Raw genomic sequence first — 22113 nt, forward strand, 5'->3', positions numbered from 1 at the left:
GCCATTTCTCTGGCCCGGTGCCACTGGTAACATCCACGGCGTGTTCAGTTGGGGATGGTGCAACATGTTTTCGGAAAACCCGCATCCGATGGTGGAAAAGGCGCTGGAGCTGCTCCAGCAGGGCCAGCAGATCGCGCTGCAATGGGTGACCAGCCCGGCGGCCTGGTCGCAATTCGTCCTGCTGATCCTGGCCTATGTCATTGCGGTCTTCGTCACCCGCAAGCTGCGCAAGCGTCTGCGCGTGTTGCTGACCCCGCCCGAGGATAGTCAGAGCATCCTGTCCCGCGTGCGCCGCTTCCTGGCGCTGTTCCTGCCGCTGTTGCTGCCGGTGCTGGCCTTTGCGCTGGCCTCGGTCGGCGAACAGGTGACGCGCTCGGCCTTTGGCTCGGGGGCGGTGATCGGCTTCGGCAAACGGGTGTTCCTGTTCCTGGCGGCCCGTGCGCTGGCGCGCGATATCCTGACCGACCCGTTCCTGCGCCTGCTGGGCCGTTTCGTGCTGGTGCCGGTCGCGGGGCTTTATGCGCTGGGCCTGATCGGCCCGGTCGCGGCCAAGCTCGAGGCGACGATCGTCCCCTTGGGCAACCTGTCGTTCAACCTGCTGTGGCTGTTGCAGTTCATCGTCGTGGCGGGGGTGATCTTCTGGCTGGGGCGCTGGTCGAACGACCAATCCTCGACCTTCATCAAGCGGCAGGAGGAGATGCGCCCCGCCACCCGCCAACTGGCCGAGAAATCCGCCGAGATCGCGATTTTCGGCGTCGCGTTCCTGGTGCTGATGAACATCATGGGCGTGTCGCTGAATTCGCTCGCGGTGCTGACCGGCGCGCTGGGCGTGGGCATCGGCTTTGGCCTGCAAAAGATCGCGTCGAACTTCATCTCAGGCGTGATCCTGCTGCTCGAAGGGCAGGCAACGGTGGGCGACTATGTCGAGCTGGACGGGGGAGAGGCCGGGACCATCGTCAAGATGACCGCCCGCGCCGCGATCCTGGAAACCTATGACGGGCGCTGGATCGTCGTCCCGAACGAGGATTTCATCACCACCCGCGTCGTGAACTATTCCGACAGCGGCAGCGCCAACCGGTACGAGGCGCCGTTTTCCGTCAGCTACAACACCGATATCAACAAGGTGCCCGCGATCATCGAACAGGCCGTCGCCGACCTGGATTTCGTGCTGGACGACCCCGATGGCCCAGATTGCGAGCTGCGCGGGTTCGGTGACAGCGGCGTGGATTTCGCGGTGGAATTCTGGGTCAACGGCATCGATGACGGCAAGAACAAGTTCACGCCGCGCGTGCTGTTCGCGATCTGGAACGCGTTGAAGGATAACGGGATCGAGATCCCCTATCCGCACCGTGTCGTGGAATTCAAGAACCCACCGCCGCAGGCATGACCGACGCGCTGATCATCGGGGCGGGTCCGGCCGGGTTGATGGCGGCCCAGGCTTTGGCGGAGGCCGGGCGACAGGTCGTGATCGTCGACCGCATGCCCTCGGCCGGGCGCAAGTTCCTGATGGCGGGCAAATCCGGGCTGAACCTGACCAAGGCCGAACCCTTTGCGGAATTCCTGTCGGCCTATGGCGCGGCGGCGGGCGATCTGGAGCCGATGCTGCGGGCGTTCGGCCCCGATCAGGTGCAGGACTGGGCGCGCGGGCTGGGGCAGGAGCTGTTCACCGGCTCGTCGGGCCGGGTGTTTCCCAAGGTGATGAAGGCCTCGCCGCTGTTGCGGGCCTGGATGGGGCGGCTTGCGGCCAAGGGCGTGCGCCTGCAAACCCGCTGGACCTGGACCGGCTGGCAGGGGGATGCGACCACGTTCGACACCCCCGATGGCCCGGTGCAGATGACCCCCGCCGTCACGGTGCTGGCCTTGGGCGGGGCCAGCTGGGCGCGGCTGGGATCGGACGGGCATTGGGCCGGGATCTTGCAAGGCGCCGGTGTCACCCCCGCCCCGTTCCGCCCCGCCAATGTCGGGCTGCGCGTCGACTGGTCCCCGCATATGGCGCGGCATTTCGGCAGCCCGGTCAAGGGCACGGTGCTGCAGGCCGGGGATACGCGGGTGCGGGCGGAATACGTGATCTCGCGCCGCGGGCTCGAGGGTGGTGGGATTTACGCCGTCTCGGCCGCCGTGCGGGACGGCGCGCCGCTGCTGATCGACCTGCTGCCCGATTGGCCAGCGGACCGTGTGGCCGAGCGGCTGGCCCGGCCCCAGGGCAAGGCCAGCCTGACCAACCACCTGCGCAAGGTGCTGAAACTCGACCCCGCGCGCCTGGCCCTGCTGATGGAGTTCCGCCCCGCAGGCCGCCTCATCGCTGAGGTCATCAAAGCCCTGCCCATCCGCCACACCGGCCCCCGGCCACTGGACGAGGCCATTTCAACCGCCGGCGGCATCCCCTTCGCCGCGCTGGACGAAGGCCTGATGCTGCGCGCCCGTCCCGGTGTGTTCTGCGCGGGCGAAATGCTGGATTGGGAGGCGCCGACAGGGGGCTATCTGCTGACCGCGTGCCTGGCGACGGGGCTTTGGGCTGGGCGGGGTGCGCTAAATTTAGGTAAATTTGAGAGTTGGCTTGAGCCTCAGTGATTGTTGGGTCGATGTGCATTGTTGGAAACTTCAAGTTCGCCCCTTCCCATTGCCCTTTTCGATGCCTAGGATTCTTAGGGGAGAAACGGTTGAGACTGAAACAATTTATAGATGATTGACGGGTTGCCCTTGGCTAGACTGCCTTCGCTGTACATTTTTCTTGATGAAGGTGGAAACTTCGACTTTTCTAAGGGTGGGTCAAGATATTTCACCCTTACATGTGTCAGCTTGTACAGGCCTTTCAGACTTCATACTGACCTAGACACTTATAAGTATGATCTGATCGAACACCGAATAGTACCTCGCATTGACATGCAGTACTTTCATTGTGCGGACGACAACAGACATGTCCGAAGCAGGGTATTTTCCTTGCTTGCAAATTCAGTGCCGCATAGTTCCGTTGACTCTGTTGTGGTCGAGAAGAGTAAAACCGGACCAGCTTTACAGCCGCCAGAGAAATTTTACCCTAATATGTTGGGATACTTGCTGCGATATGCCGTGAACAAGGCTTCACTTGGCGCTGGCGAGGTCGTCGTAATAACAGACAGTATACCCGTCGCGAAAAAGCGCAGAGCTATCGAAAAGGCGGTGAAGACTGTACTCGCTGAAATGCTTCCAGAAGCGGTTCCGTACAGGGTGATGCACCACTCCTCGCGAGCCCACTATGGGTTGCAAATTGCGGACTATTTCAATTGGGCAATCTACCGGAAATGGGAGCACGGTGACGACATCTCTCATAGGATTATTGCGTCACAGATACGAAGTGAGTTCGATATCTTCAGAAGCGGGGTTCGACACTACTACTGAGAAAATTGACCCCTCCGACTACCGTTAGGAGAACCCCTTGGGTTCTTATCATCGGAGGGGAACCTTTGCGACGATATATACGCGAGAAACTATAAAAATCAAGTTAGGAAGAGCGTGTCAAAGATGCGATTTATGTCCGTGCCCTACGGCCCAACTCTCCAAACAACCAATCTCCCCCTACCTTGCCCCCAACATCGCCAGCCGGATCAGCGCGCGTTCGACTTGTGGCATGGCGGGCGCGCGGCTGGTGGAGCGGAGTTGCAGGTCGGTTTCCGTCAGCAGCGACAGCGCTTGTTCCAGCTTGAAGACCCCCCATTTCTGCGCTTGCCGCACCATGCGGTCACGGCGCGGGCCGAATACTGGGGGGCGGACGCGGGCGATGCCGGAGGAGGCGCCGCCGGGGTCGCTGGCGGCGGCATAAAGCGTGCGGAAATGCCGGGTGGCCCCGATGCACAGCCCCACGGGCTGCACGCCCTGGGCGGCCAGCTTCTGCATCACCGGGCCGATCTCGGACGTGCGGGATTCGGCCACGATATTCAGGATGTCGTCGATATCGGCCTCGGTCGAGGTTGGTGCGCAGGCGGCCAGATCCTCGGGGCTGACGGGGGTGTCGTCGCCGATCTTGTAAAGCCCCAGCTTTTCCATCGTCTGGCGGAAATCGCCTGGGTCCAGGTCCCGCGCCAGCGCCAGCAGGCCGGTCATCGCATCGTTCGAGACCGCACCCACGCCCGCGCGTTTCAGCGTATCCTCGATTTCCTCGCGGCTGGGCGGGTCGTCATAGATCCCGACGGCATAGGCATTCGGGTGCCCCTCGAACGCCTTGCGCAGGGTGGACCGCGCGTTCAGCTGTTTGGCGGTGACGACAAGCTGCGCGTCGCCGTCCTGCCAATCGGCGAGCGCCGTCTTGATCGGGTCGGCCAGCGCATCGGTGGCGTCTTCGACGAAACAGACACGGGGGCCGGGAAAGAAGCTTTGGGCGCGCAGCCCGTCCATCACCTGCGCCGGATCGCTGCGCAGGCCGGGGGCGCTGATCCGGGTCAGGCGCATCTCTTCCTCGCCCTTGGGGCCGATCAGCGCGGCGATCAGTTCCTGCCGTTTCAGCGCCACGCGCATCGCGTCCGCGCCATGGATCAGGATGCCGGTGCGGTGCGGCTCGGGCTTGGCGAAATAGCGCGCGGCGTCCCGGGCCGACAGTTTCATGGTGCCGTGCGCCCGGTTTCGGCGATCAGCCGGGTCACGATCTGATCGGCCAGGATGGTCATCAGCCGATCCTGCGCATCGCGTTCGGCGGTCAGGGTGGCCACCGTGTTGCTGGTCGCCGAATAGCTGGCGAAGCTTTCGACCGTGCCGCTGGCGGCCAACCGTCCGGTGGTCACGTCACGCAGCGTATAGGTGATTTCGCCCGACAGGTTGTAGCGGGTGATTTCCTGGCGTGAGGTGATGGCAAGCGCCCGCCTGCTGGTCGTGATCTGATAGCCCAAACGATAGCGCGGGGTCGCGGTCCGGCCCAGGCGTTCCTCCAGCCGGCTGACCAGCAGGAAATCCAGCCGGTTCGCGGGCTCGGCCGCGGTGACCTGACCGCGCAGCGCGGTTGCGGCGCCGCCGGTGCCATAGGCCGGGGCAAAGCCGCAGCCCGCCAGCGGCAGCAGCCCAAGCGCGATCAGAAAGGAACGGCGGTCAGATGACGACATTGATGATACGGCCCGGCACCACGATCAGCTTTTTCGGGGCACCGCCCTGCAGCGCCTTTTGGACAGCATGATCGGCCAGAGCCAGTTTTTCAATCTCTTCCTTGGGCATGTCCTTGGCCACCGCGATTTCCGATTTCCGCTTGCCGTTGATCTGGATCGGCATGGTGACCGTATCCTCGACCAGCAGCGCGGGATCGGCTTTGGGCCAGGGCGCCTGTGCGACCAGGCCTTCGCCGCCCAGCATGGCCCAGATATCCTCGGCCAGGTGCGGGGTCATTGGCGCCATCAGCTGGGCCATGACCCGCAGCGCCGGGCGCTTCGCGCCAGCGGGCGCCTTGGATTTCTGGATCGCGTTGGCAAAGGCGTAAAGCTTGGCGACCGAGGTATTGAAGCCAAAGCTTTCGATGCCCATCGTCACGTCGTGAATGGCCTTGTGCGTGGCGCGCAGCAGGTCGGTGTCCTCGCCCGCGTCATCGGCGCCCGCCGCCTCGTTGGCCATGCGCCAGACCCGGCTCAGATGCTTGAATGCGGCGTCCGCGCCGGCGGCGGTCCATTCCACGTCACGCTCGGGCGGGCTGTCGGACAGCATGAACCAGCGCGCGGTATCGGCGCCGTAGTTTTCGATGATGTTCAGCGGATCGACGACGTTCTTCTTCGACTTCGACATCTTGGCCGAGGGGATGACCTCGACCGCCGTGCCGTCGGCCAGTTTGCCGTCGGTCACGTCCTCGGGCAGGTGATAGACCGGGCGGCCATTGCCGTCGCGGGTCTGATAGATCTCGTGCGTGACCATCCCTTGGGTGAACAGCGCATCGAACGGCTCTTTCGCGCTGTCGGGCAGGTGGCCGCAGATCGCCATGGCGCGGGCAAAGAACCGCGAATACAGCAGGTGCAGGATCGCGTGTTCGATGCCGCCGATATACTGGTCGACATTCATCCAGTATTTCGCGTCGTCCATGTTGGTGGGCGTTTCGGCGCGCGGCGCGGTGAAACGCGCGTAATACCACGAGCTGTCGACGAACGTGTCCATCGTGTCGGTCTCGCGCAGGGCATCGGCGCCGCAGACCGGACAGGCACAGTTGCGCCAGGTCGGGTGCCGGTCCAGCGGGTTGCCGGGCTGGTCGAAGCTGACATCGCGCGGCAATTCGACCGGCAGGTTTTCCTTTTTCTCGGGCACCACGCCGCAGGTCTGGCAATGCACCACCGGGATCGGGCAGCCCCAGTAGCGCTGGCGGCTCAGGCCCCAGTCACGCAGGCGGAATTTGGTGACACCGGTGCCCCAGCCCTCGGCCTCGGCCTTGTCGATGGTGGTGTCGATCGCGACCTCGCCGGTGGCCTCGTCCAGCCCGGCGAAATGGTTGATCCAGCGGACCTTTTCGGTCTTGGGCGGGACAAAGGCGGTGTCGGTCACCGGTTGTGGATCGTCCAGCGACTCGAAGGTCGCGACCACGGGCAGATCGTATTTCCGGCAGAAATCCAGGTCGCGCTGGTCATGCGCCGGGCAGCCGAAAATCGCGCCGGTGCCGTAATCCATCAGGATGAAGTTCGCGATCCAGACCGGCAGCTCCCAGTCGGGGTTCAGCGGGTGCTTGACGCGAATGCCGGTGTCGTATCCCAGCTTTTCGGCCTTTTCGATGGCTTCCTCGGTCGTGCCGCCCTTGCGCGCCTCGACCAGGAACGCCTTGACCGCGTCCGAATCCGTTTCCAGCCCCTTGGCGATGGGGTGATCGGGCGAGATACCGACAAAGGACGCGCCCATCAGCGTATCGGGCCGGGTGGTATAGACGCTGATCGGATCGCCGCCACCCACGCGGTCGAAGCTGAATTCCAGCCCGCGCGATTTGCCGATCCAGTTGCGCTGCATCAGCTTGACCTTCTCGGGCCAGTTGTCCAGCCCGTCCAGCGCCTCGAGCAACTCTTCGGAAAAATCGCTGATCTTGAAGAACCACTGCGTCAGCTCGCGCCGTTCCACCAGCGCACCGGATCGCCAGCCGCGCCCGTCCTCGACCTGTTCATTGGCCAGGACGGTCATGTCGACCGGGTCCCAGTTCACCACCGCGTTCTTGCGATAGACCAGCCCCTTGTCCAGAAAGTCGATGAACATCGCCTGTTGCTGGCCGTAATATTCCGGGTCGCAGGTGGCGAATTCGCGCGACCAGTCAATCGACAGGCCCAGCGGTTTCATCTGGTCGCGCATCACCGCGATATTGTCATAGGTCCAGGTGGCCGGGTGGCCGCCGCGTTCCATCGCGGCGTTTTCGGCGGGCATCCCGAACGCGTCCCAGCCCATCGGGTGCAGAACGCTGAACCCGCACGATCCCTTGTACCGCGCGATCACGTCGCCCATCGTATAGTTGCGCACATGCCCCATATGGATGCGCCCCGACGGATAGGGGAACATCTCCAGCACATAGTATTTGGGCTTTGCCGGATCGCGCGTGGCGGCAAAGATGCCGGCCTGGTCCCAGGCGGCCTGCCATTTCTGTTCGATCTCGCGGGGCTCATAGCGGGACATGATCGGGGTCCTTGTCAGTCAAACGCCGGGCACGATGGCCCGGCGCGGTGATAGTCGCCGCAGGGCGGCACGTCCAGAGGGGTTCGTCAGAGACCCGCGTCGCGAATCCGAAGCTGCCGCGCTCGGGTCAGGATCGCATCCTCGACCGCGCGGACTGTATCGACATCGACCGCACCGCTGCGCGTGGCCAGCGCCACCTTGAGCGAGCGCGCATCCAGCGCCGGGTCGGTCACGTGGATCGTCGCGCGATAGGCGCGCCCGCCACCCGGCGGGGTGCCATAGCCCGTCACGATCAGGCCCGAGAACGGATCCACCTGTTGCACCGGCAGAAAATTCAAAACCTCGAGCGAGGCGTTCCACAGATAGCGGTTCACCTCGAGCGTGGTGTTGGGATCGTCATTGTTCGAGAAGAGGTCGAAGAAGGACGAGCCGCTGCGCCCGCGCTCTTCGGCCTGGGCGACGGCGCCGGGCGTGTTCTGACTTTGCTGGGAAATCGCCTCGGCACGCTGGGGGTCGACCACCGTCGGCTGTTTCGAGCGACCAAAGAGGCCACCGCCGCAACCGCTCAGGCTTGTAACGGCCACCGCCAGAATGACACCGCGAACGACGCTCGAGAAACGCATGTATACTGCCCCCTTTTTGGCTTTCCGATCTCTAGCCGAGGGTCCGGGCAAGGACAAGGATTTTCCCCCAAGGCCGATCAGCCGGGGCGCGCAGGGGGCGGTGTGGCAAAGCTGCATCATTTATGCGCACAGTCCATTCGGCAATTTGGCGTTTCTTGCATTTGGCCGGTCAACCAGCCACACAGCAGCATACTCAGTTCGGAACAGCCGTGCTGAGGTGCATCTTTTAATGAATGAGGGAAAACCATGAAAAAGGTTCTCTTTGCGACAACTGCACTGGTGGCTTCGGCCAGCATCGCAGCTGCAGAAGCAGAATTCGGCCTGAGCGCCGAAATGGGTGTCACCGGTGGCGACCGCTACGGTGAAGACAACGACGACCTGTCGTTCCACAACGATTTCACCATCAGCTTTGATGGCTCGAGCGAAACCGACAACGGCATCACCTTCGGTCTGCACGTCGAAATCGAAGAGTCGAACGGCGCCCGCGCAATCAACGGCAGCGGCTTCAGCTTCTCGGCTCTGGAAAGCACCACCGCGACGACCGCAACCGAGTTCGAAGCGGACGACGTTCAAGGCGCGACCTTCGACAACGAGTCGGTCTACATCAGCGGCGCCTTCGGCACCCTGACCCTGGGTGAAATCGACGGCGCCTTCGACAAGTCGCTGACCGAGATCGCTCTGGCAGCTGGCTCGATCGCCGACGACGAAACCGAGCACGCCGGCTTCAACGGCAACTCGGGCCTGGACGGTTCGGAAGACAATCAGATCCTGCGCTACGACTATTCGTTCGACACCTTCGGCTTCTCGATCTCGGCCGAGCAGGATGACGACGGCGCAGAAAGCGACGACATCTACGGCGTCGGCGCAACCTTCGGCCTGGAACTGGCTGGCCTGGATCTGAACTTCGGCCTGGGTTACCAGACCAACGGTGACGACGAAGTGATCGGTCTGTCGATCCACAGCGCGTTCGACAACGGCTTCGAAGCTGTGATCAACTACTCGACGCTGGACCTCGACGAAGGTGCTGACGAAGACTACATCGGTGTCGGCATCGGCTACACCATGGACGCTCTGTCGTTCGGCCTGAACTACGGTGAGTTCGACGTTGACGGCGGCGACGACCGTGATGGCTTCGGCTTGGCCGTGAACTACGACCTGGGCGGCGGTGCCGTTGTTCAGTTCGGTTACGGCGACGGCGAAGACCTCGAGTCGTACTCGCTGGGTATCGCAATGTCCTTCTAATTCAGAAGAACATTCTGCATAGGGAAGAGCGGGCCATCGTGCCCGCTCTTTTCCTTTTTCGGGGCCGCATCCATTCGACAATTTGCGGGGCGCATGCTAGCCAAGCGGTGCACGACCGCTGAAGAAAGCCCAAAGATGCTCCCCCTAAGTCATGACCGCCTCAGAACGCTCTATCGCGAAGCCGCGAAACTGCAATCCGCAGGCCAGCTGGACGAGGCCGAGAAACGCTATCGTCTGATCCTGCAAACCGCGCCCAGAAATGCGGAAGTGCAGTTCGAAATGGCCAAGATCGAGGTGCGGCGACAGGATTACGACCGGGCGCTGACCCATCTGGAAATCGCGCGGTCGTCAAAGCCCAAGGAAATGGCGATCTGGCGGCAGATGGCCGAGATCTTTGGGGTGCAGAAAGACGCCGCCAAAAGCAAACAGTTCCTGAAAGAGCTGCGCGCCGCAGGATTGCCCGCCGCATTCTATCAAGAACTGGAAAAGAAGCTGAACCCGACGGGCCGCGCCGCGTCGCGCGTGTCGGTGGGTGCGGCCGATCCCAAGGCCATTCAGGCGGCAATCAAATCCCTGCAGGCCGGCAAACCGGACGAGGCCGAGGCGCGCGTGCGCAAACTCTTGGAGCAACACGCCGATCTGCCGGTGCTGCATAATATTCTGGGCAGCGCACTTGGCGCGCAGGGCCGTCTGCCAGAGGCCCGTCCGGCATTCGAAAAGGCCCTGAAGCTGCAACCCGATTACACAGAGGCGCGGTTTTTATATGGGCGGCTTCTGTTGCAGCTGGGCGAACACGATGCGGCGGAACAGCACCTGCGCCGTGTGCTCAAGGAAATGCCCAATCATGTGCACGCTTTGGGCAATCTCGGCCTGGCGCTTTGCCGCAAGGGCGAGGCAGAGGCCGGTATCGTCGCCCTGCGCCGGTCGCTGGAAAAGGACCCCAAACAGCCCGAGGTTCGGCTGGTGCTGGGCACGACCCTGACGAACAGCCAGCAAGCCGATGAGGCGGTCGCGGTCCTGGAAGAGGCGCTGAACCAGGGCGACACGCGCGGGATCGTCCATATCCGCCTGGCGCAGGCCTATGTGAACGCGGGCCGGCTGGACGATGCAAAACGCCAGTTCGAAATCGCCGAGGGCAAGGAGGATGGCAAGCCGGTCGCGCTCTCGGCCCATGCGATGCATCTGCAAAGCCTTGGGGATTTCGCGCAGGCCGAACGGAAGTTTCGCGAAGCCATCGCGCTGGACCCCCGTCGCGGGGAAACCTATCGCACCTTTGGCGCAAGCTATCGTTTCAAGCCCGACGACCCGCTGATGGCGCAGATGGAGACGTTGTTTCAGGATCCCGAACTCAACGATACGTCGCGCATGCATCTGGGCTTCGCCCTGGCCCGCGCGATGGAGCAGAACAAGGAATACAACCGCGTCTTCACCTATCTCAGGCCCGCCAATGACCTGATGGCCGCGCGCTACCCCTATGATATCCAGGCCCGCGCCAAGACCATCCGGAAATTGCAGGCCGCGTTTGCCGATACCGATTTCACCACCTTTCAGGTGGACGACACGACCGATTATGCGCCAATCTTCGTCACCGGCATGCCGCGCTCGGGCACGACGCTGGTCGAACAGATCCTGTCCAGCCATTCGACCGTGACCGGCGCGGGCGAGGTTGCCTATGCCGTGGGCATGATGTCCGGCGCGATGCTATGCGAGGATGGCGAGACCTATAAGCCGTTCAACACCCTGCCCGCCGATCTGGTGCGCGGCTTCGGCCAGAAGATCGAGGCGCATCTCAGGGCGCTGGCCCCCGACACCCCGCGTGTCACCGACAAATCCATCCAGACCTATATGCTGATGGGCGCGATCAAGGTGGCCATGCCCAAGGCGCGCTTTGTGCTGGTCCGGCGCGACCCGCGCGATCTGCTGTTCTCGATCTACAAGAACTTCTTCCGCGAGGGCACCCACACCTATGCCTATGACCAGCGGATGCTGGGCCTGCATTACCGGCAATTCCTGGATATGGTCGCATTCTGGCGCCAGAAGATGCCGGGCGGCTTCCACGAGATCCAGTACGAGGAGCTGATCGCCAACCCCGAGGACCAGGCGCGCAAGCTGCTGGCGGCCTGTGACCTGGAATGGGAGGATCAGTGCCTGTCGTTCCATGAAAACAAGCGCGAGGTGCGGACCCTGAGCCTGCATCAGGTGCGCCAGCCGATCTATACGTCCTCGATGCAGGCATGGAAGCGGTACGAGGATGACCTGGCCGAACTGACCGAGGCGCTGGGGGATGCGGTCTGATGGGGCTGCAGGACATTCGCGATCGTATCGCCCGGGCCGAGGCTGACGCGGGTCGCGCGCCGGGCTCGGTGACGCTGATCGCGGTATCGAAGGTGCAACCGCTGGACCGGGTCGAGGCCGTGCTGGAACAGGGTCACCGCGTCTTCGGCGAAAACCGCGTGCAAGAGGCGCAAGGCAAGTGGCCCGATTTCAAGGAACGCTTCGCCGGGGTCGAGCTGCACCTGATCGGACCGCTGCAAAGCAACAAGGTGCGCCCGGCGCTGGAGCTGTTCGATGCGATCCATTCCGTGGACCGCGTGAAACTGGCCCGCCGCATCGCCGATATCGCGCAAGAAATCGGCCGCGCGCCGCAGATCTTCCTGCAGGTCAACACCGGGGAAGAGCCCCAAAAGGCCGGCGTGCTGCCAGCGGATGCCGACGATTTCGTCGCCGAATGCCGGGCCATGAATCTGAACCTGCGCGGCCTGATGTGCATCCCGCCGGCGGGGGAGGAGCCCAGCCTGCACTTCGCCCTTCTCGCCAAGATCGCAGAGCGCAACGGGCTGACGGGCCTGTCGATGGGTATGAGCAGCGATTTCGAACGCGCCATCGCGCTGGGGGCCACCCATGTCCGCGTCGGCTCGGCCATTTTCGGGGAACGCCAGGCGCCGACCGGGTAAGGGGGCCAGCCCCCGCCGCCCGTTCCGGGCGACTCCCCCGGAGTATTTTTTAGAACAATGAAAGAGAAAGCTGTTTTCATTGTTCCCCAAATACTCCCGCCGGAGGCGGCGCGCGCAGCGCGCCCGGCCCAACCGGATGCGGGGCCCGTCAGGGCACCAAATCCGGGCGGGAGGGGCCCCGGTCAGCGCACGATCAGTCGGCTGTTCACGTGGATGCGGCGGGCGATCCACTGCAGATCCGCAGCTGCGAAGGCGATGCAGCCTTCGGTCGGATGGCCGGGTTTGCGCCAGCGGTGCAGGAAGATGGCCGAACCCTTGCCGGGTTGCGCGCGGGGCCAGTTCCAGTCGGTCACCAGCACCAGGTCATAAAGCCGATCCGCGCGGCGCAGCCGTTCGTGGCTGTGGCCATAGGGCGCGCGGACGTGGTGGTTGTAATAGGCGTCGCCCGGGTCGTCGGACCACAGATCGCGGTGCCCGATGGGTGTGGCCCAGTCCGTGGGCGGGACCAGTCGGTCCGGGCGATAGAACATGCCCACGATGCGATGCACCCCGCGCGGCGTGGCGCCGTCGCCTTCGCGCTTGTCAGACCGGATACCGCCGCGCCCGATGGAACAGGGGATCAGCCGCCCGTGAAACCGCAACCCGCGCGGGGTCAGGACCAGATCGTCTGGCGTCACAGAAGGTGCCCCGATTTCGCGGCCTTGGTCGCGAGGTACCCTGCGTTCTGCGGGGTCTGGCCGACCTTCAGCGGCACGCGCTCGGCCACGGCCACGCCGGTGGCCTGCATCATGTCGACCTTGCGCGGGTTGTTGGTCATCAGCCGCACCGTGCCGACGCCCAGCTCTTTCAGGATCGCGGCGCCGATGCGGAAATCGCGCTCGTCATCCTCGAACCCCAGGCGATGGTTGGCCTCGACCGTATCGAACCCCTGATCCTGCAGGCTATAGGCGCGCATTTTGTTGGCCAGGCCGATGCCGCGCCCCTCCTGATTGAGGTACAGCAGGATGCCCGCGCCCTCGGTCCCCATCTGCGCAAGGGCCGCGTGCAGCTGCGGGCCGCAATCGCATTTCAGCGACCCCAGCACATCGCCGGTGAAACAGGCCGAATGCAGCCGCGCCAGGACGGGTTTCGCCCGGTCGGGGCGGCCGATCTCGACCGCGTAATGTTCGACCCCGCCATCTTCGGGGCGGAAAATGTGCAGCCGTCCGGCTTCGGACACGGTCAGGGGCAGGCGGGCGTGGATGACCTCGGCCAGCGGGCTGGTCTCGGCCAGAAGCGGGGCGGTGGCCGCGGCGTCCAGCCGGTTCAGGTCGTGCCGCGCGGCAAAGCCCGCGCCATCGTCAAGCGGACAGGTCAGCACGGCGGGCAGCACATGAGCCTCTTTCGCCAGGGCCAGCGCCAGCCGGTGCAGGTCGGCGGGGCCGTCGCGCAGGCATTTCAGCGGGCCCTTCATCGGGTGGATCAGGTCGTCGGCGGGATCGGCCAGCGCCCGGACCCAGCCAAGCCCGGCATTGGCCGGGACCTGCACCCGCGCCAGATCGCCGTCATAGACCCGCGCCTTCAGCGTCTCGGCCCGCCGCGCGGTCAGCGCTAGCACCATGTCGCCGGGCAGGGCGCGCACCGCCTCAAGCCGCTTGGCGTCCATGGTTTCGGCCGCCAGGACCAGCAGCGCCCGGTCGCCATCGCACAGCACAACCCCCACCCCCATGCGCAGATCGGCACGGGCGCGGGCCAGGCGTTCGACCAATGTCGGCAACAAACTCATTGCGGCTCCAGCGTCGGTTTCTGCCTTCATCTAATCGTTCTTGCAGGAATATGAAACATTGCGCGGGTTTTCGACACGCTTGCGTGAAGTGCTTGTCGCAAAACTTGCTCTGTCGTGATGGAACACACAGGTTAGGCGCACGCAAACGATGGAGGGACAGCATGGCCAACCTGAAGAAGATCCTGCTTGTCGACGATGACGAAGACCTGCGCGAGGCGCTGAGCGAACAGTTGGTCATGACCGAGGAATTCGACGTGTTCGAGGCCGGCAACGGCGCCGAGGCGACGGAGAAGGCCAAGGAAGCGATCTATGATCTGGTGATCCTGGACGTGGGCCTGCCCGATATAGACGGGCGCGAGCTGTGCCGGCTGATGCGCAAGCAGGGTGTGAAATGCCCGATCCTGATGCTGACCGGCCATGACAGCGACGCCGACACGATCCTTGGCCTGGATGCCGGTGCCAATGATTATGTCACCAAGCCGTTCCGCTTTCCGGTGCTGCTGGCCCGGATCCGCGCCCAGCTGCGCCAGCACGAGCAATCCGAAGACGCCGTGTTCCAGCTGGGGCCGTACACGTTCAAACCGGCGATGAAGATGCTGGTCGACGATGACGACCGCAAGATCCGCCTGACCGAGAAAGAGACCAACATCCTGAAATACCTCTATCGCGCGACCGAAGGCGTTGTGCCGCGCGACGTGCTTTTGCACGAGGTTTGGGGCTATAATGCCGGGGTGACCACGCACACGCTGGAAACGCATATCTATCGGCTGCGCCAGAAAATTGAACCAGATCCGTCCAATGCGCGCCTTCTTGTGACCGAATCGGGCGGCTACAGACTGGTTGCATGACAAGTTCCCTTCCAGGTCGGGGTAATGACCTGATCCTCCCTGTTGGACTGGCCCGGGCTTGCCCCGGGCCGTTTTTTTGCCGTCGCCATCTTGTGGGGTGGCAAAGCGGTGCTAGGGTTCCGTCATGCATTTGATTTCCGTTTTAACATTGATCCTTTTTCTGACCCCTGCGGCCATTGCGCAGCCGATGCAGCCCGACCGCTGGAACGGGGTCGTGCCCGAAGGCGCGGCGGGGTTTTCGGCGGCGCTTTACTTCAACCCGGTGGATGGGGTCGCGCTGAACCTGAATTGCGCCGGGCGTGGGCGGGGATTGGGCGTCTTTGTCCAGGCGATGAGCCATCCGTCCGGTCAGGGCGCGCCGGGCTGGCAGACGTTTCTGCGGATCAACGGGCAGGACTGGCCGGTGGGGCCCGGCACGCCATCGGGCAATGTCGACCTTCAGGCGCCGTGGCAGGGGCAGCAGGCGCTGTTGCAGCAGATCGCCGCCGGTGCGCCGATAGAGCTTTACGCCCTGCGCACCGATGGCAGCGGGACGCCCGAACTGCTGGGCGAGATCCCGGGTAAGGCGGCCGATCCGGGCTATGCCCATGTGGCCGCCGATTGCGGTGGTGGTCCGCCGGTAAAGGGTGCGGTCGAAACCCGCGACGATTTCATGAACGCGCCGATTGCGGGCAGCTGGCAATTGCGCGAACGGGGCGAGAATTACGCCGCGCCGATTGCCGTGGCGTGGACGCTGAAGCCCAATGGCCGCGAATCCGGCGGGGCGCTGGGGCTGTTCTGCGACGGGGCGGGGCAACCGGCGGCTTATATCTTCGGCTATGCCGCGCCGCGCCCGGACGAGATGATCACGGTGACCTTGCAGGTGGGCGCTGAACGGTTCGATTTCACCGCCGCGCCGCATTCCACCGATCATGTCTTCCGGGTCTCGCGCCGGTTCGTCGACGCGATCCGCACCCAGCCGCGGATCGACCTGACGGCCAGCCACGGTGCGGCGCTGCATGTCGACCTTGCCGGGGCCGAGGCCGCCCTCGCGCATGCCTATGCCAACTGCGCGCCGCCCGCGGATTTCTGAAGGGCGCGGCATCTGGCAACCCGCCCGGTGCCGTGCTACCGATCAGCAGACCCGCGCGACAGGAGCCCCCCGATGCCCTTTACCCTTGCCACCTGGAACATCAACTCGGTGCGTTTGCGCGAACCGATCGTCTGCAAGCTGATGCAGGAAGAGGCGCCCGATGTGCTTTGCCTGCAGGAATGCAAAAGCCCGGTCGACAAGATCCCGGTCGAGGCCTTTCGCGCCCTGGGCTACACCCACATGGTTGCGCGCGGGCAAAAGGGCTATAACGGCGTGGCGATCCTGTCGAAGCTGCCACTGGTCGAGGCTGGCGATCAGGATTTCGCCGGGCTCGGCCATGCCCGCCACATCGCCGCGCGGCTAGAAAACGGTGTCACGATCCACAATTTCTATGTGCCCGCAGGGGGCGACGTGCCCGATCGCGATGTGAACGAGAAATTCGGCCATAAGCTGGATTATCTGACCGACATGCGCGACTGGTTCCACGCCGACCGGCCCGAGAAATCCATTCTTGTGGGCGATTTGAACATCGCCCCGCGCGAAGACGATGTCTGGAGCCACAAGCAACTGCTCAAGGTCGTCAGCCACACCCCGGTCGAGGTCGCGCACCTGGCCGAAACCCAGGATGCCGGCAACTGGGTCGACATCACGCGCAAGGATATCCCCGACGGCCAGCTTTACAGCTGGTGGTCCTATCGCGCGCGGGACTGGGATGCGGCGGACAAGGGGCGGCGGCTGGATCACGTCTGGGCCACCCCCGATATCGCGAATGCCGGACATTCCAGCCGGGTCCTGCGCGATGCGCGCGGCTGGGAAAAACCCAGCGACCACGCCCCCGTCTTCGCCACCTTCGATCTTTGACGGCCGGGCCGGGGGCCAGCCCCCGGACCCCCGGAGTATTTTTGGAGCAATGAAGCAGAGCGCATGCGCTTTTCATTGTTCTCCAAATACTCCCGCCGGAGGCGCGGCGCGACCTAGCCGCCTGTGTCGTGATCGGAAGATGGGCGCAGCCAGGACGCATAGACCGGGCTGGCCGCGCGCATGTCGTCGTAAAGAAACACCATCCGGTCGACGAGCCATGTTTTCGCCCCGACGATCAGCGCGGCCCCGAACAGTACCCAGCCGGGGTCGAACGCATAAAGCCCCCAGGCCAGCGGCAAGATTCCAAGCGCCGATACAGCCGACAGAAGTCGTCCCCAGATGACATAGTGTTCCGGGATCGGGATCTTGTCCTTGTTCAGATAGATCCGTTCCCCGAACGTGCCTTTGGAGGCCCAGTTGTCCGTGTGCAGCGGGCGCGCGAAAAGCCGCGGGTTGAGCCAGATCCATCCCAGGGCAAGTGCGACCGGTATCAGCGCCCACCATCCCAGCCAGGCCCGCGACCAGATGGCCAGCACCAGAAGCGGCAGGGTCGAGAACCGGGAATAGACGCTCAGCGGGTTGGCATGGCGTTCCCAGCTTTCGTCGGACATGGACATCAGGCGCTCGGCCTGGGCGAAAAGGCTCATGCAAATGGAATTGGGGGTGGCGCGGGGGCGTTGCAAGAGCGCCGCGCAAGGTCCATATAGAGCGCGACACAGTTTTCATGGGGGTGAGCATGCTTGAACTCGGCGGACAGGGCGCGGCGCCTGCGGGCGATCTGATCAAGGATGTGACCGAAGCGACATTCATGGCCGACGTGATCGAGGCCAGCCAGGAGGTCCCCGTTATCGTGGATTTCTGGGCCACGTGGTGTGGCCCGTGCAAGACGCTGGGCCCGATGCTGGAACAGGCGGTGACCGAGGCCGGCGGCAAGGTGCGCATGGCCAAGGTCGATGTCGACCAGAACCAGCAGATCGCGGCGCAGTTGCGCATTCAGTCGATCCCGACCGTCTATGCCTTTTATCAGGGGCAGCCGGTCGATGGGTTCCAGGGCGCCGTGCCGGGGTCCGAGCTGAAGGCGTTCGTCGATCGCGTGGCCGCGCTGGCCGGTGATGATGGCGGGCTGGACGATGCGGTCGAGGCCGCCGAGGCGATGCTGGCCGAGGGGGCCGTGGCCGATGCCGCGCAGACCTTTGCCGCGATTTTGGGCGAGGACCCAGCCAATGCCGCCGCCTATGGCGGGCTGGTGCGGGCGCATCTGGCGCTGGACGAGGTCGAGCGCGCGGGCGAATTGCTTGCCGCCGCCCCGGCCGAAATCGCGACCGCCCCCGAGGTCGAGGCCGCGCGTGCCCAGTTGGAACTGGCCCGTCAGGCCGCCGATGCCGGCCCCGTGGCCGAGCTGCGCGCGGCGGTCGATGCCAACCCCGATGACCTGCAGGCGCGGTTCGACCTGGCACAGGCGCTGCACGCATCTGGCGCGGTGGAAGAGGCGGTGGACGAGCTGCTGGAGCTTTTCCGTCGGGACCGCGAGTGGAATGACGGTGCGGCCAAGACGCAGCTTTTCACCATTTTCGACGCGTTGAAGCCCGAGGACCCGATTGTTCTGAAGGGGCGCCGCAAACTGTCGTCGATGATATTTGCCTGACGCCCTGCGGGTGCTAGATTCCGCTTCATGATCTCCGCTGCCGATCTGCCGGAAACGATACCGCTGTTCCCCTTGCCGGGGGCGCTGCTGTTGCCGCGCGCGCGTTTGCCGCTGCATATCTTCGAGCCGCGCTATCTGGCGATGCTGGATGACGCGCTGAAAACCTCGCACCGCCTGATCGGCATGATCCAGCCACGCGAGGTGCCGGGGCAGGGCGCGTGCAAACTGCACCACATCGGCTGCGCCGGGCGCGTTTCGGCGTTTTCCGAGACCGAGGATGGCCGGTACATGATCACGCTCAGCGGGATTTCGCGGTTTCGGATGCGGCGCGAGGTGCCCGGGTTCAGCCCCTATATCAAGGCCGATATCGGCTGGAAGGGGTTCGAGCACGACCTGGATCACGGGGAATCCGATCCCGATTTCGACCGCGACGGGTTCATGTCGGTGCTGGCGCGGTATTTCCACCAGCTGGATCTGTCCACCGACTGGGACAGTCTGAAGGGCGCCGATGACGAATTGCTGATCAACTCGCTGTCGATGCTGTGCCCGTTCGAGCATGAGGACAAGCAGGCGCTGCTGGAAGCACCGACATTGGGCAACCGGCGCGAGACGCTGGTCACGCTGATCGAATTCGCCCTGCGCGGCGGCAACAACGAAGAGGTCATGCAATGAGCGACTCCACCAAGGCCGACCGCAAGATGCTTGAGGCGCTGGTGTGCCCCGTCACGCAGGCCGCGTTGACCTATGACGCGGAAAAGCAGGAGCTGGTGTCAAAGGCCGCGCATCTGGCCTTCCCAATCCGTAACGGCATTCCGATCATGTTGGTCGACGAGGCGCGCGAGCTCGATTAAAGCGCCCGGCCGCTCATCAGGCGTGGCAGGTCGCCGTTCAGCCCCGCGGCCTCGCGGATGAAGCGGCGGCGCAGGGCGGGCATGGCATTGACTGCCCCCATCCCCAGATCGCGAATGCCGCGCAGCAGCGGGTTGTCGTTTGAAAACAGCCGGTTGAACCCGTCCGTCGCGACCGCCAGCGTGGCCGTATCCCACCGCCGCCAGCTTTGATAGCGCGCCAGCACGTCCGCAGCGCCGATATCCTCGCCCCGCCGCGCTGCATCGACCAGAACCTCGGCCAGTGCCCCCACATCGCGCAGGCCCAGGTTCAGACCCTGTCCGGCAATCGGGTGCACGCCGTGTGCGGCATCGCCCACCAGCGCCAGCCGCGAACCGACGAAGCTGTTGGCCAGCGTCAGGTTCAGCGGATAGGTGAAGCGTTTGCCCGACAGCGTGATCTTGCCCAGGAAATCACCGAAACGTGGGCGCAGGGCGTTCAGATAGCCGTCATCGTCCAGCGCCTGAATTTGCGCGGCGGTGTCGTTCCGCTCGCTCCAGACAATCGACGACCGGTTGCCCGGCAGCGGCAGGATTGCCAGCGGACCGGGGGGCATGAAGAACTGATGCGCGATGCCATTATGCGGCTTTTCGTGCTCAACCGCGCAGACCAGCGCGGTCTGGCCGTAATCCCAGCCGGTGCGCTTGATGCCCGCGCGTTCCGCCGTGCCGCTGCGGCGCCCGTCACAGCCGATCAGGACGCGGGCACGGACCACGCCGCCCGAGGCCAGCGTGACTGTCACACCGCCCGGCCGCAAATCCTGTGCCACCACGGTTTCGCCGGAAAGCTGGGTGATGGCATCCATGCCGTCCATCGCGGTCAGAAACGCCTGCCGCAGGAACCGGTCTTCGAGCATATAGCCCATCGGGCCTTCTTCGATCTCGGCATGGTCGAATTCCAGAACGAAGGGCGATGGCCCTTCGCCCGCGCGCCCGTCGGTGACCTTGACCTCTAGTATCGGCTGGCTGTGATCCGCGACCTGCGGCCAGATGCCGATGCCCGACAGCAACCGCTGCGAGGCCAGCGCCAGCGCATAGCCGCGCCCGTCGAAGTCGTCGCCCTGGCGTGTGTCGCGCGGCAGGGCGTCGATCACCGTCGCCTGCAACCCGGCCTGGGCCAGCGCCAGCGCCAATGCGGGCCCGTTCAGCCCGCCCCCCACGATCACGACATCTGAATCAAATTCCATGGCCCTCAATATGAGGTCTCGCGCGGGATTGTCCATGCGCTGCACTGCCGCTACCGTTCGGTCCAAACGGCAACGGGGATGTGCGATGCAGAAAGACTGGCGGGAACTCAGCGCGGCGGATCTGGGCCGCGGCATCGGGGCGGGCAAGATCGATCCGGTCGATCTGACGGATGCGTTTCTGGACGCGATCGACGCGCACCCGTTCGGCCCGCGCATCTATGCCCGCACCACCCCCGAGCGGGCAAGGGCCGAGGCACTGGCCGCGCGCGATCGCGCCCGCAACGGCGTGCGCCGCGGCCTGTTGGACGGGGTGCCGGTGTCGTGGAAGGATCTGTTCGACAGCGCCGGAACGGCGACCGAGGCCGGATCTGCCCTGCTTTCGGGCCGCGTGCCCGCGCAGGACGCCGAGGTTCTGAAAGCGGCGACGCTGGGCGGCACCGTCTGCCTGGGCAAGACGCATATGTCGGAACTGGCCTTTTCCGGGCTGGGGCTGAACCCGGTGACGGCAACGCCGCCCTGTGTGAACAACACCGATGCGGTGTCTGGGGGCTCGTCCTCGGGCGCGTCGGCGTCGGTGGCGTTCGGGCTGGCGCCTGCGGCCATCGGGTCGGACACCGGCGGGTCGGTGCGCATTCCGGCCGCGTGGAACGATCTGGTGGGGCTGAAAACCACGTCCGGTCGCGTATCCTTGCGCGGGGTCGTGCCGCTGTGCGAACGGTTCGACACGGTCGGGCCGCTTTGCCGCACGGTCGAGGATGCCGCGCTGCTGCTGGCGGTGATCGAGGGGCAAACGCCCGCCGATCTGCGTGGCGCCGGGGCCGAGGGGCTGCGGCTGGCCATTCTGGACAGCGTGGCTTTTGACGATATCCGCGACGCGCCCCGGGCCGCGTTCAACAGCGCGGTGGAACGGCTGCGCGCGGCGGGCGCGCGGGTCGATCACATCAAGGTGCCGCAAGTGGCCGAGGCGCTGGAGATGTCGGGGATCCTGTACACGGCCGAGGCCTATGGCACCTGGAAAGAGGTGATCGAGGCCGCCCCCGACAAGATGTTCCCCGAAATCCTGGAACGCTTCCGGTCCGGCGCGGGCTATACCGGCGCGGATTACGTGGCCGCTTGGCACCGATTGGAAAACCTGCGCCGCGCCTATCTGGCGGCGACGGCGGGTTATGACGCGGTGATCGTGCCGTCCAGCCCGATCCTGCCGCCCGATGCCGACAGGCTGATGTCGGACCATGCCTATTACGTGGCCGAGAACCTGTTGGCGCTGCGAAACACGCGGATCGGCAACCTGATGGGGCTGGCGGCGCTGACCCTGCCCACGGGCGTTCCATCGGCGGGTATCATGCTGATGACCCCGCCGGGAACCGAGGAAAACCTGCTGCGGATCGGTGCGGGGGTCGAAGGCGCGCTGGCCTAAATGCCACAATTCGGTGCGCCAAGGGTCG

The 22113-nt window shown here is 64.6% G+C and carries 21 protein-coding genes; 13 read left to right on the plus strand and 8 right to left on the minus strand.

Annotated features, from left to right (window positions below):
* Positions 1-64: 64 nt before the first annotated feature.
* From CLM60_RS08325 to CLM60_RS08335, 3 genes are all read left to right on the plus strand, one after another.
* Positions 65-1387, plus strand: a complete 1323-nt coding sequence (locus CLM60_RS08325) for a mechanosensitive ion channel family protein (protein ID WP_095588717.1) — start codon at positions 65-67, stop codon at positions 1385-1387.
* Entirely contained in the window at positions 1384-2571 is a 1188-nt protein-coding gene (locus CLM60_RS08330) for a TIGR03862 family flavoprotein (protein WP_095588718.1), read from the plus strand. Before CLM60_RS08325 ends, CLM60_RS08330 begins: the two co-directional genes overlap by 4 nt.
* 111 nt (positions 2572-2682) lie before the next feature.
* Complete coding sequence (locus CLM60_RS08335; protein WP_095588719.1) at positions 2683-3378, plus strand: DUF3800 domain-containing protein; 696 nt, start codon at positions 2683-2685, stop codon at positions 3376-3378.
* Between the two features lie 177 nt (positions 3379-3555).
* On the opposite strand, the gene holA is transcribed toward CLM60_RS08335, so the two are convergent.
* From holA to CLM60_RS08355, 4 genes are all read right to left on the minus strand, one after another.
* Positions 3556-4578 (minus strand): DNA polymerase III subunit delta, encoded by a 1023-nt coding sequence (gene holA / locus CLM60_RS08340; protein WP_095588720.1) that lies wholly within the window; start codon positions 4576-4578, stop codon positions 3556-3558.
* Positions 4575-5069, minus strand: coding sequence for an LPS assembly lipoprotein LptE (gene lptE / locus CLM60_RS08345; protein WP_095588721.1), 495 nt, complete (start codon positions 5067-5069; stop codon positions 4575-4577). The genes holA and lptE overlap by 4 nt, the downstream gene beginning before the upstream one ends.
* Entirely contained in the window at positions 5056-7584 is a 2529-nt protein-coding gene (gene leuS / locus CLM60_RS08350; RefSeq protein ID WP_095588722.1) for a leucine--tRNA ligase, read from the minus strand. The genes lptE and leuS overlap by 14 nt, the downstream gene beginning before the upstream one ends.
* 86 nt (positions 7585-7670) lie before the next feature.
* Positions 7671-8207: a DUF3576 domain-containing protein gene (locus tag CLM60_RS08355; protein ID WP_095588723.1), complete on the minus strand. Its 537-nt coding sequence runs from the start codon at positions 8205-8207 to the stop codon at positions 7671-7673.
* 246 nt (positions 8208-8453) lie between these two features.
* On the opposite strand from CLM60_RS08355, the gene CLM60_RS08360 reads away from it, so the two are divergent.
* From CLM60_RS08360 to CLM60_RS08370, 3 genes are all read left to right on the plus strand, one after another.
* Positions 8454-9449 carry a porin gene (locus CLM60_RS08360; RefSeq protein WP_095588724.1) on the plus strand — a complete coding sequence of 332 codons (996 nt, stop codon included), beginning with the start codon at positions 8454-8456 and terminating at the stop codon, positions 9447-9449.
* A 135-nt stretch (positions 9450-9584) separates the two neighbouring features.
* Positions 9585-11744, plus strand: coding sequence for a tetratricopeptide repeat-containing sulfotransferase family protein (locus CLM60_RS08365; protein ID WP_176473828.1), 2160 nt, complete (start codon positions 9585-9587; stop codon positions 11742-11744).
* Entirely contained in the window at positions 11744-12403 is a 660-nt protein-coding gene (locus CLM60_RS08370) for a YggS family pyridoxal phosphate-dependent enzyme (protein WP_095588726.1), read from the plus strand. Before CLM60_RS08365 ends, CLM60_RS08370 begins: the two co-directional genes overlap by 1 nt.
* 182 nt (positions 12404-12585) lie before the next feature.
* On the opposite strand, the gene CLM60_RS08375 is transcribed toward CLM60_RS08370, so the two are convergent.
* Both CLM60_RS08375 and ribA read right to left on the minus strand, forming a co-directional pair.
* Positions 12586-13080: a L,D-transpeptidase family protein gene (locus CLM60_RS08375; RefSeq protein ID WP_176473829.1), complete on the minus strand. Its 495-nt coding sequence runs from the start codon at positions 13078-13080 to the stop codon at positions 12586-12588.
* A complete protein-coding gene (gene ribA, locus CLM60_RS08380; protein WP_095588727.1) occupies positions 13077-14168 on the minus strand; it encodes a GTP cyclohydrolase II in 1092 nt (363 codons plus the stop codon). Before ribA ends, CLM60_RS08375 begins: the two co-directional genes overlap by 4 nt.
* Positions 14169-14329: 161 nt before the next feature.
* Here ribA and CLM60_RS08385 point away from each other — a divergent pair, with 161 nt between their 5' ends.
* The 3 genes from CLM60_RS08385 (at position 14330) to CLM60_RS08395 (ending at position 16949) form a co-directional block, all read left to right on the plus strand.
* Positions 14330-15016: a response regulator transcription factor gene (locus CLM60_RS08385; protein WP_095588728.1), complete on the plus strand. Its 687-nt coding sequence runs from the start codon at positions 14330-14332 to the stop codon at positions 15014-15016.
* A 124-nt stretch (positions 15017-15140) separates the two neighbouring features.
* The gene (locus CLM60_RS08390; protein ID WP_095588729.1) at positions 15141-16088 is read left to right on the plus strand and encodes a hypothetical protein; all 948 of its coding nucleotides are present in this window, start codon (positions 15141-15143) and stop codon (positions 16086-16088) included.
* A gap of 72 nt (positions 16089-16160) precedes the next feature.
* The gene (locus CLM60_RS08395; RefSeq protein WP_095588730.1) at positions 16161-16949 is read left to right on the plus strand and encodes an exodeoxyribonuclease III; all 789 of its coding nucleotides are present in this window, start codon (positions 16161-16163) and stop codon (positions 16947-16949) included.
* A gap of 113 nt (positions 16950-17062) precedes the next feature.
* Here CLM60_RS08395 and CLM60_RS08400 read toward each other — a convergent pair whose 3' ends face one another.
* The gene (locus tag CLM60_RS08400; protein WP_095588731.1) at positions 17063-17596 is read right to left on the minus strand and encodes a DUF6653 family protein; all 534 of its coding nucleotides are present in this window, start codon (positions 17594-17596) and stop codon (positions 17063-17065) included.
* 89 nt (positions 17597-17685) lie between these two features.
* Between CLM60_RS08400 and trxA the strand changes: the two genes are divergently transcribed.
* The 3 genes from trxA to CLM60_RS08415 are packed head-to-tail and all read left to right on the plus strand — an operon-like array spanning position 17686 to position 19445.
* Positions 17686-18594 carry a thioredoxin gene (trxA, locus tag CLM60_RS08405; protein ID WP_095588756.1) on the plus strand — a complete coding sequence of 303 codons (909 nt, stop codon included), beginning with the start codon at positions 17686-17688 and terminating at the stop codon, positions 18592-18594.
* Positions 18595-18621: 27 nt separating this feature from the next.
* Positions 18622-19266, plus strand: coding sequence for an LON peptidase substrate-binding domain-containing protein (locus CLM60_RS08410; protein WP_095588732.1), 645 nt, complete (start codon positions 18622-18624; stop codon positions 19264-19266).
* Entirely contained in the window at positions 19263-19445 is a 183-nt protein-coding gene (locus CLM60_RS08415; RefSeq protein WP_095588733.1) for a Trm112 family protein, read from the plus strand. Before CLM60_RS08410 ends, CLM60_RS08415 begins: the two co-directional genes overlap by 4 nt.
* Here the strand turns inward: CLM60_RS08415 and CLM60_RS08420 are convergent.
* Positions 19442-20668 (minus strand): FAD-dependent monooxygenase, encoded by a 1227-nt coding sequence (locus CLM60_RS08420; RefSeq protein WP_095588734.1) that lies wholly within the window; start codon positions 20666-20668, stop codon positions 19442-19444. The two genes, CLM60_RS08415 and CLM60_RS08420, sit on opposite strands and share 4 nt — an antisense overlap.
* An 85-nt stretch (positions 20669-20753) precedes the next feature.
* Between CLM60_RS08420 and CLM60_RS08425 the strand changes: the two genes are divergently transcribed.
* Positions 20754-22085, plus strand: coding sequence for an amidase (locus CLM60_RS08425; RefSeq protein WP_095588735.1), 1332 nt, complete (start codon positions 20754-20756; stop codon positions 22083-22085).
* The last annotated feature ends 28 nt before the right edge of the window (positions 22086-22113 follow it).

Source organism: Actibacterium ureilyticum, from assembly GCF_002285435.1.
Lineage (GTDB): Bacteria > Pseudomonadota > Alphaproteobacteria > Rhodobacterales > Rhodobacteraceae > Actibacterium_C > Actibacterium_C ureilyticum.

What these genes read in the sequence shown, in the direction of transcription:
- CLM60_RS08325 (WP_095588717.1), top strand. Translation starts at nt 65, where the DNA reads ATGTTTTCGGAAAACCCGCATCCGATGGTGGAAAAGGCGCTGGAGCTG.
- CLM60_RS08330 (WP_095588718.1), top strand. Translation starts at nt 1,384, where the DNA reads ATGACCGACGCGCTGATCATCGGGGCGGGTCCGGCCGGGTTGATGGCG.
- CLM60_RS08335 (WP_095588719.1), top strand. Translation starts at nt 2,683, where the DNA reads ATGATTGACGGGTTGCCCTTGGCTAGACTGCCTTCGCTGTACATTTTT.
- holA (WP_095588720.1), bottom strand. Translation starts at nt 4,578, where the DNA reads ATGAAACTGTCGGCCCGGGACGCCGCGCGCTATTTCGCCAAGCCCGAG.
- lptE (WP_095588721.1), bottom strand. Translation starts at nt 5,069, where the DNA reads ATGTCGTCATCTGACCGCCGTTCCTTTCTGATCGCGCTTGGGCTGCTG.
- leuS (WP_095588722.1), bottom strand. Translation starts at nt 7,584, where the DNA reads ATGTCCCGCTATGAGCCCCGCGAGATCGAACAGAAATGGCAGGCCGCC.
- CLM60_RS08355 (WP_095588723.1), bottom strand. Translation starts at nt 8,207, where the DNA reads ATGCGTTTCTCGAGCGTCGTTCGCGGTGTCATTCTGGCGGTGGCCGTT.
- CLM60_RS08360 (WP_095588724.1), top strand. Translation starts at nt 8,454, where the DNA reads ATGAAAAAGGTTCTCTTTGCGACAACTGCACTGGTGGCTTCGGCCAGC.
- CLM60_RS08365 (WP_176473828.1), top strand. Translation starts at nt 9,585, where the DNA reads ATGCTCCCCCTAAGTCATGACCGCCTCAGAACGCTCTATCGCGAAGCC.
- CLM60_RS08370 (WP_095588726.1), top strand. Translation starts at nt 11,744, where the DNA reads ATGGGGCTGCAGGACATTCGCGATCGTATCGCCCGGGCCGAGGCTGAC.
- ribA (WP_095588727.1), bottom strand. Translation starts at nt 14,168, where the DNA reads ATGAGTTTGTTGCCGACATTGGTCGAACGCCTGGCCCGCGCCCGTGCC.
- CLM60_RS08385 (WP_095588728.1), top strand. Translation starts at nt 14,330, where the DNA reads ATGGCCAACCTGAAGAAGATCCTGCTTGTCGACGATGACGAAGACCTG.
- CLM60_RS08390 (WP_095588729.1), top strand. Translation starts at nt 15,141, where the DNA reads ATGCATTTGATTTCCGTTTTAACATTGATCCTTTTTCTGACCCCTGCG.
- CLM60_RS08395 (WP_095588730.1), top strand. Translation starts at nt 16,161, where the DNA reads ATGCCCTTTACCCTTGCCACCTGGAACATCAACTCGGTGCGTTTGCGC.
- CLM60_RS08400 (WP_095588731.1), bottom strand. Translation starts at nt 17,596, where the DNA reads ATGAGCCTTTTCGCCCAGGCCGAGCGCCTGATGTCCATGTCCGACGAA.
- trxA (WP_095588756.1), top strand. Translation starts at nt 17,686, where the DNA reads ATGCTTGAACTCGGCGGACAGGGCGCGGCGCCTGCGGGCGATCTGATC.
- CLM60_RS08410 (WP_095588732.1), top strand. Translation starts at nt 18,622, where the DNA reads ATGATCTCCGCTGCCGATCTGCCGGAAACGATACCGCTGTTCCCCTTG.
- CLM60_RS08415 (WP_095588733.1), top strand. Translation starts at nt 19,263, where the DNA reads ATGAGCGACTCCACCAAGGCCGACCGCAAGATGCTTGAGGCGCTGGTG.
- CLM60_RS08420 (WP_095588734.1), bottom strand. Translation starts at nt 20,668, where the DNA reads ATGGAATTTGATTCAGATGTCGTGATCGTGGGGGGCGGGCTGAACGGG.
- CLM60_RS08425 (WP_095588735.1), top strand. Translation starts at nt 20,754, where the DNA reads ATGCAGAAAGACTGGCGGGAACTCAGCGCGGCGGATCTGGGCCGCGGC.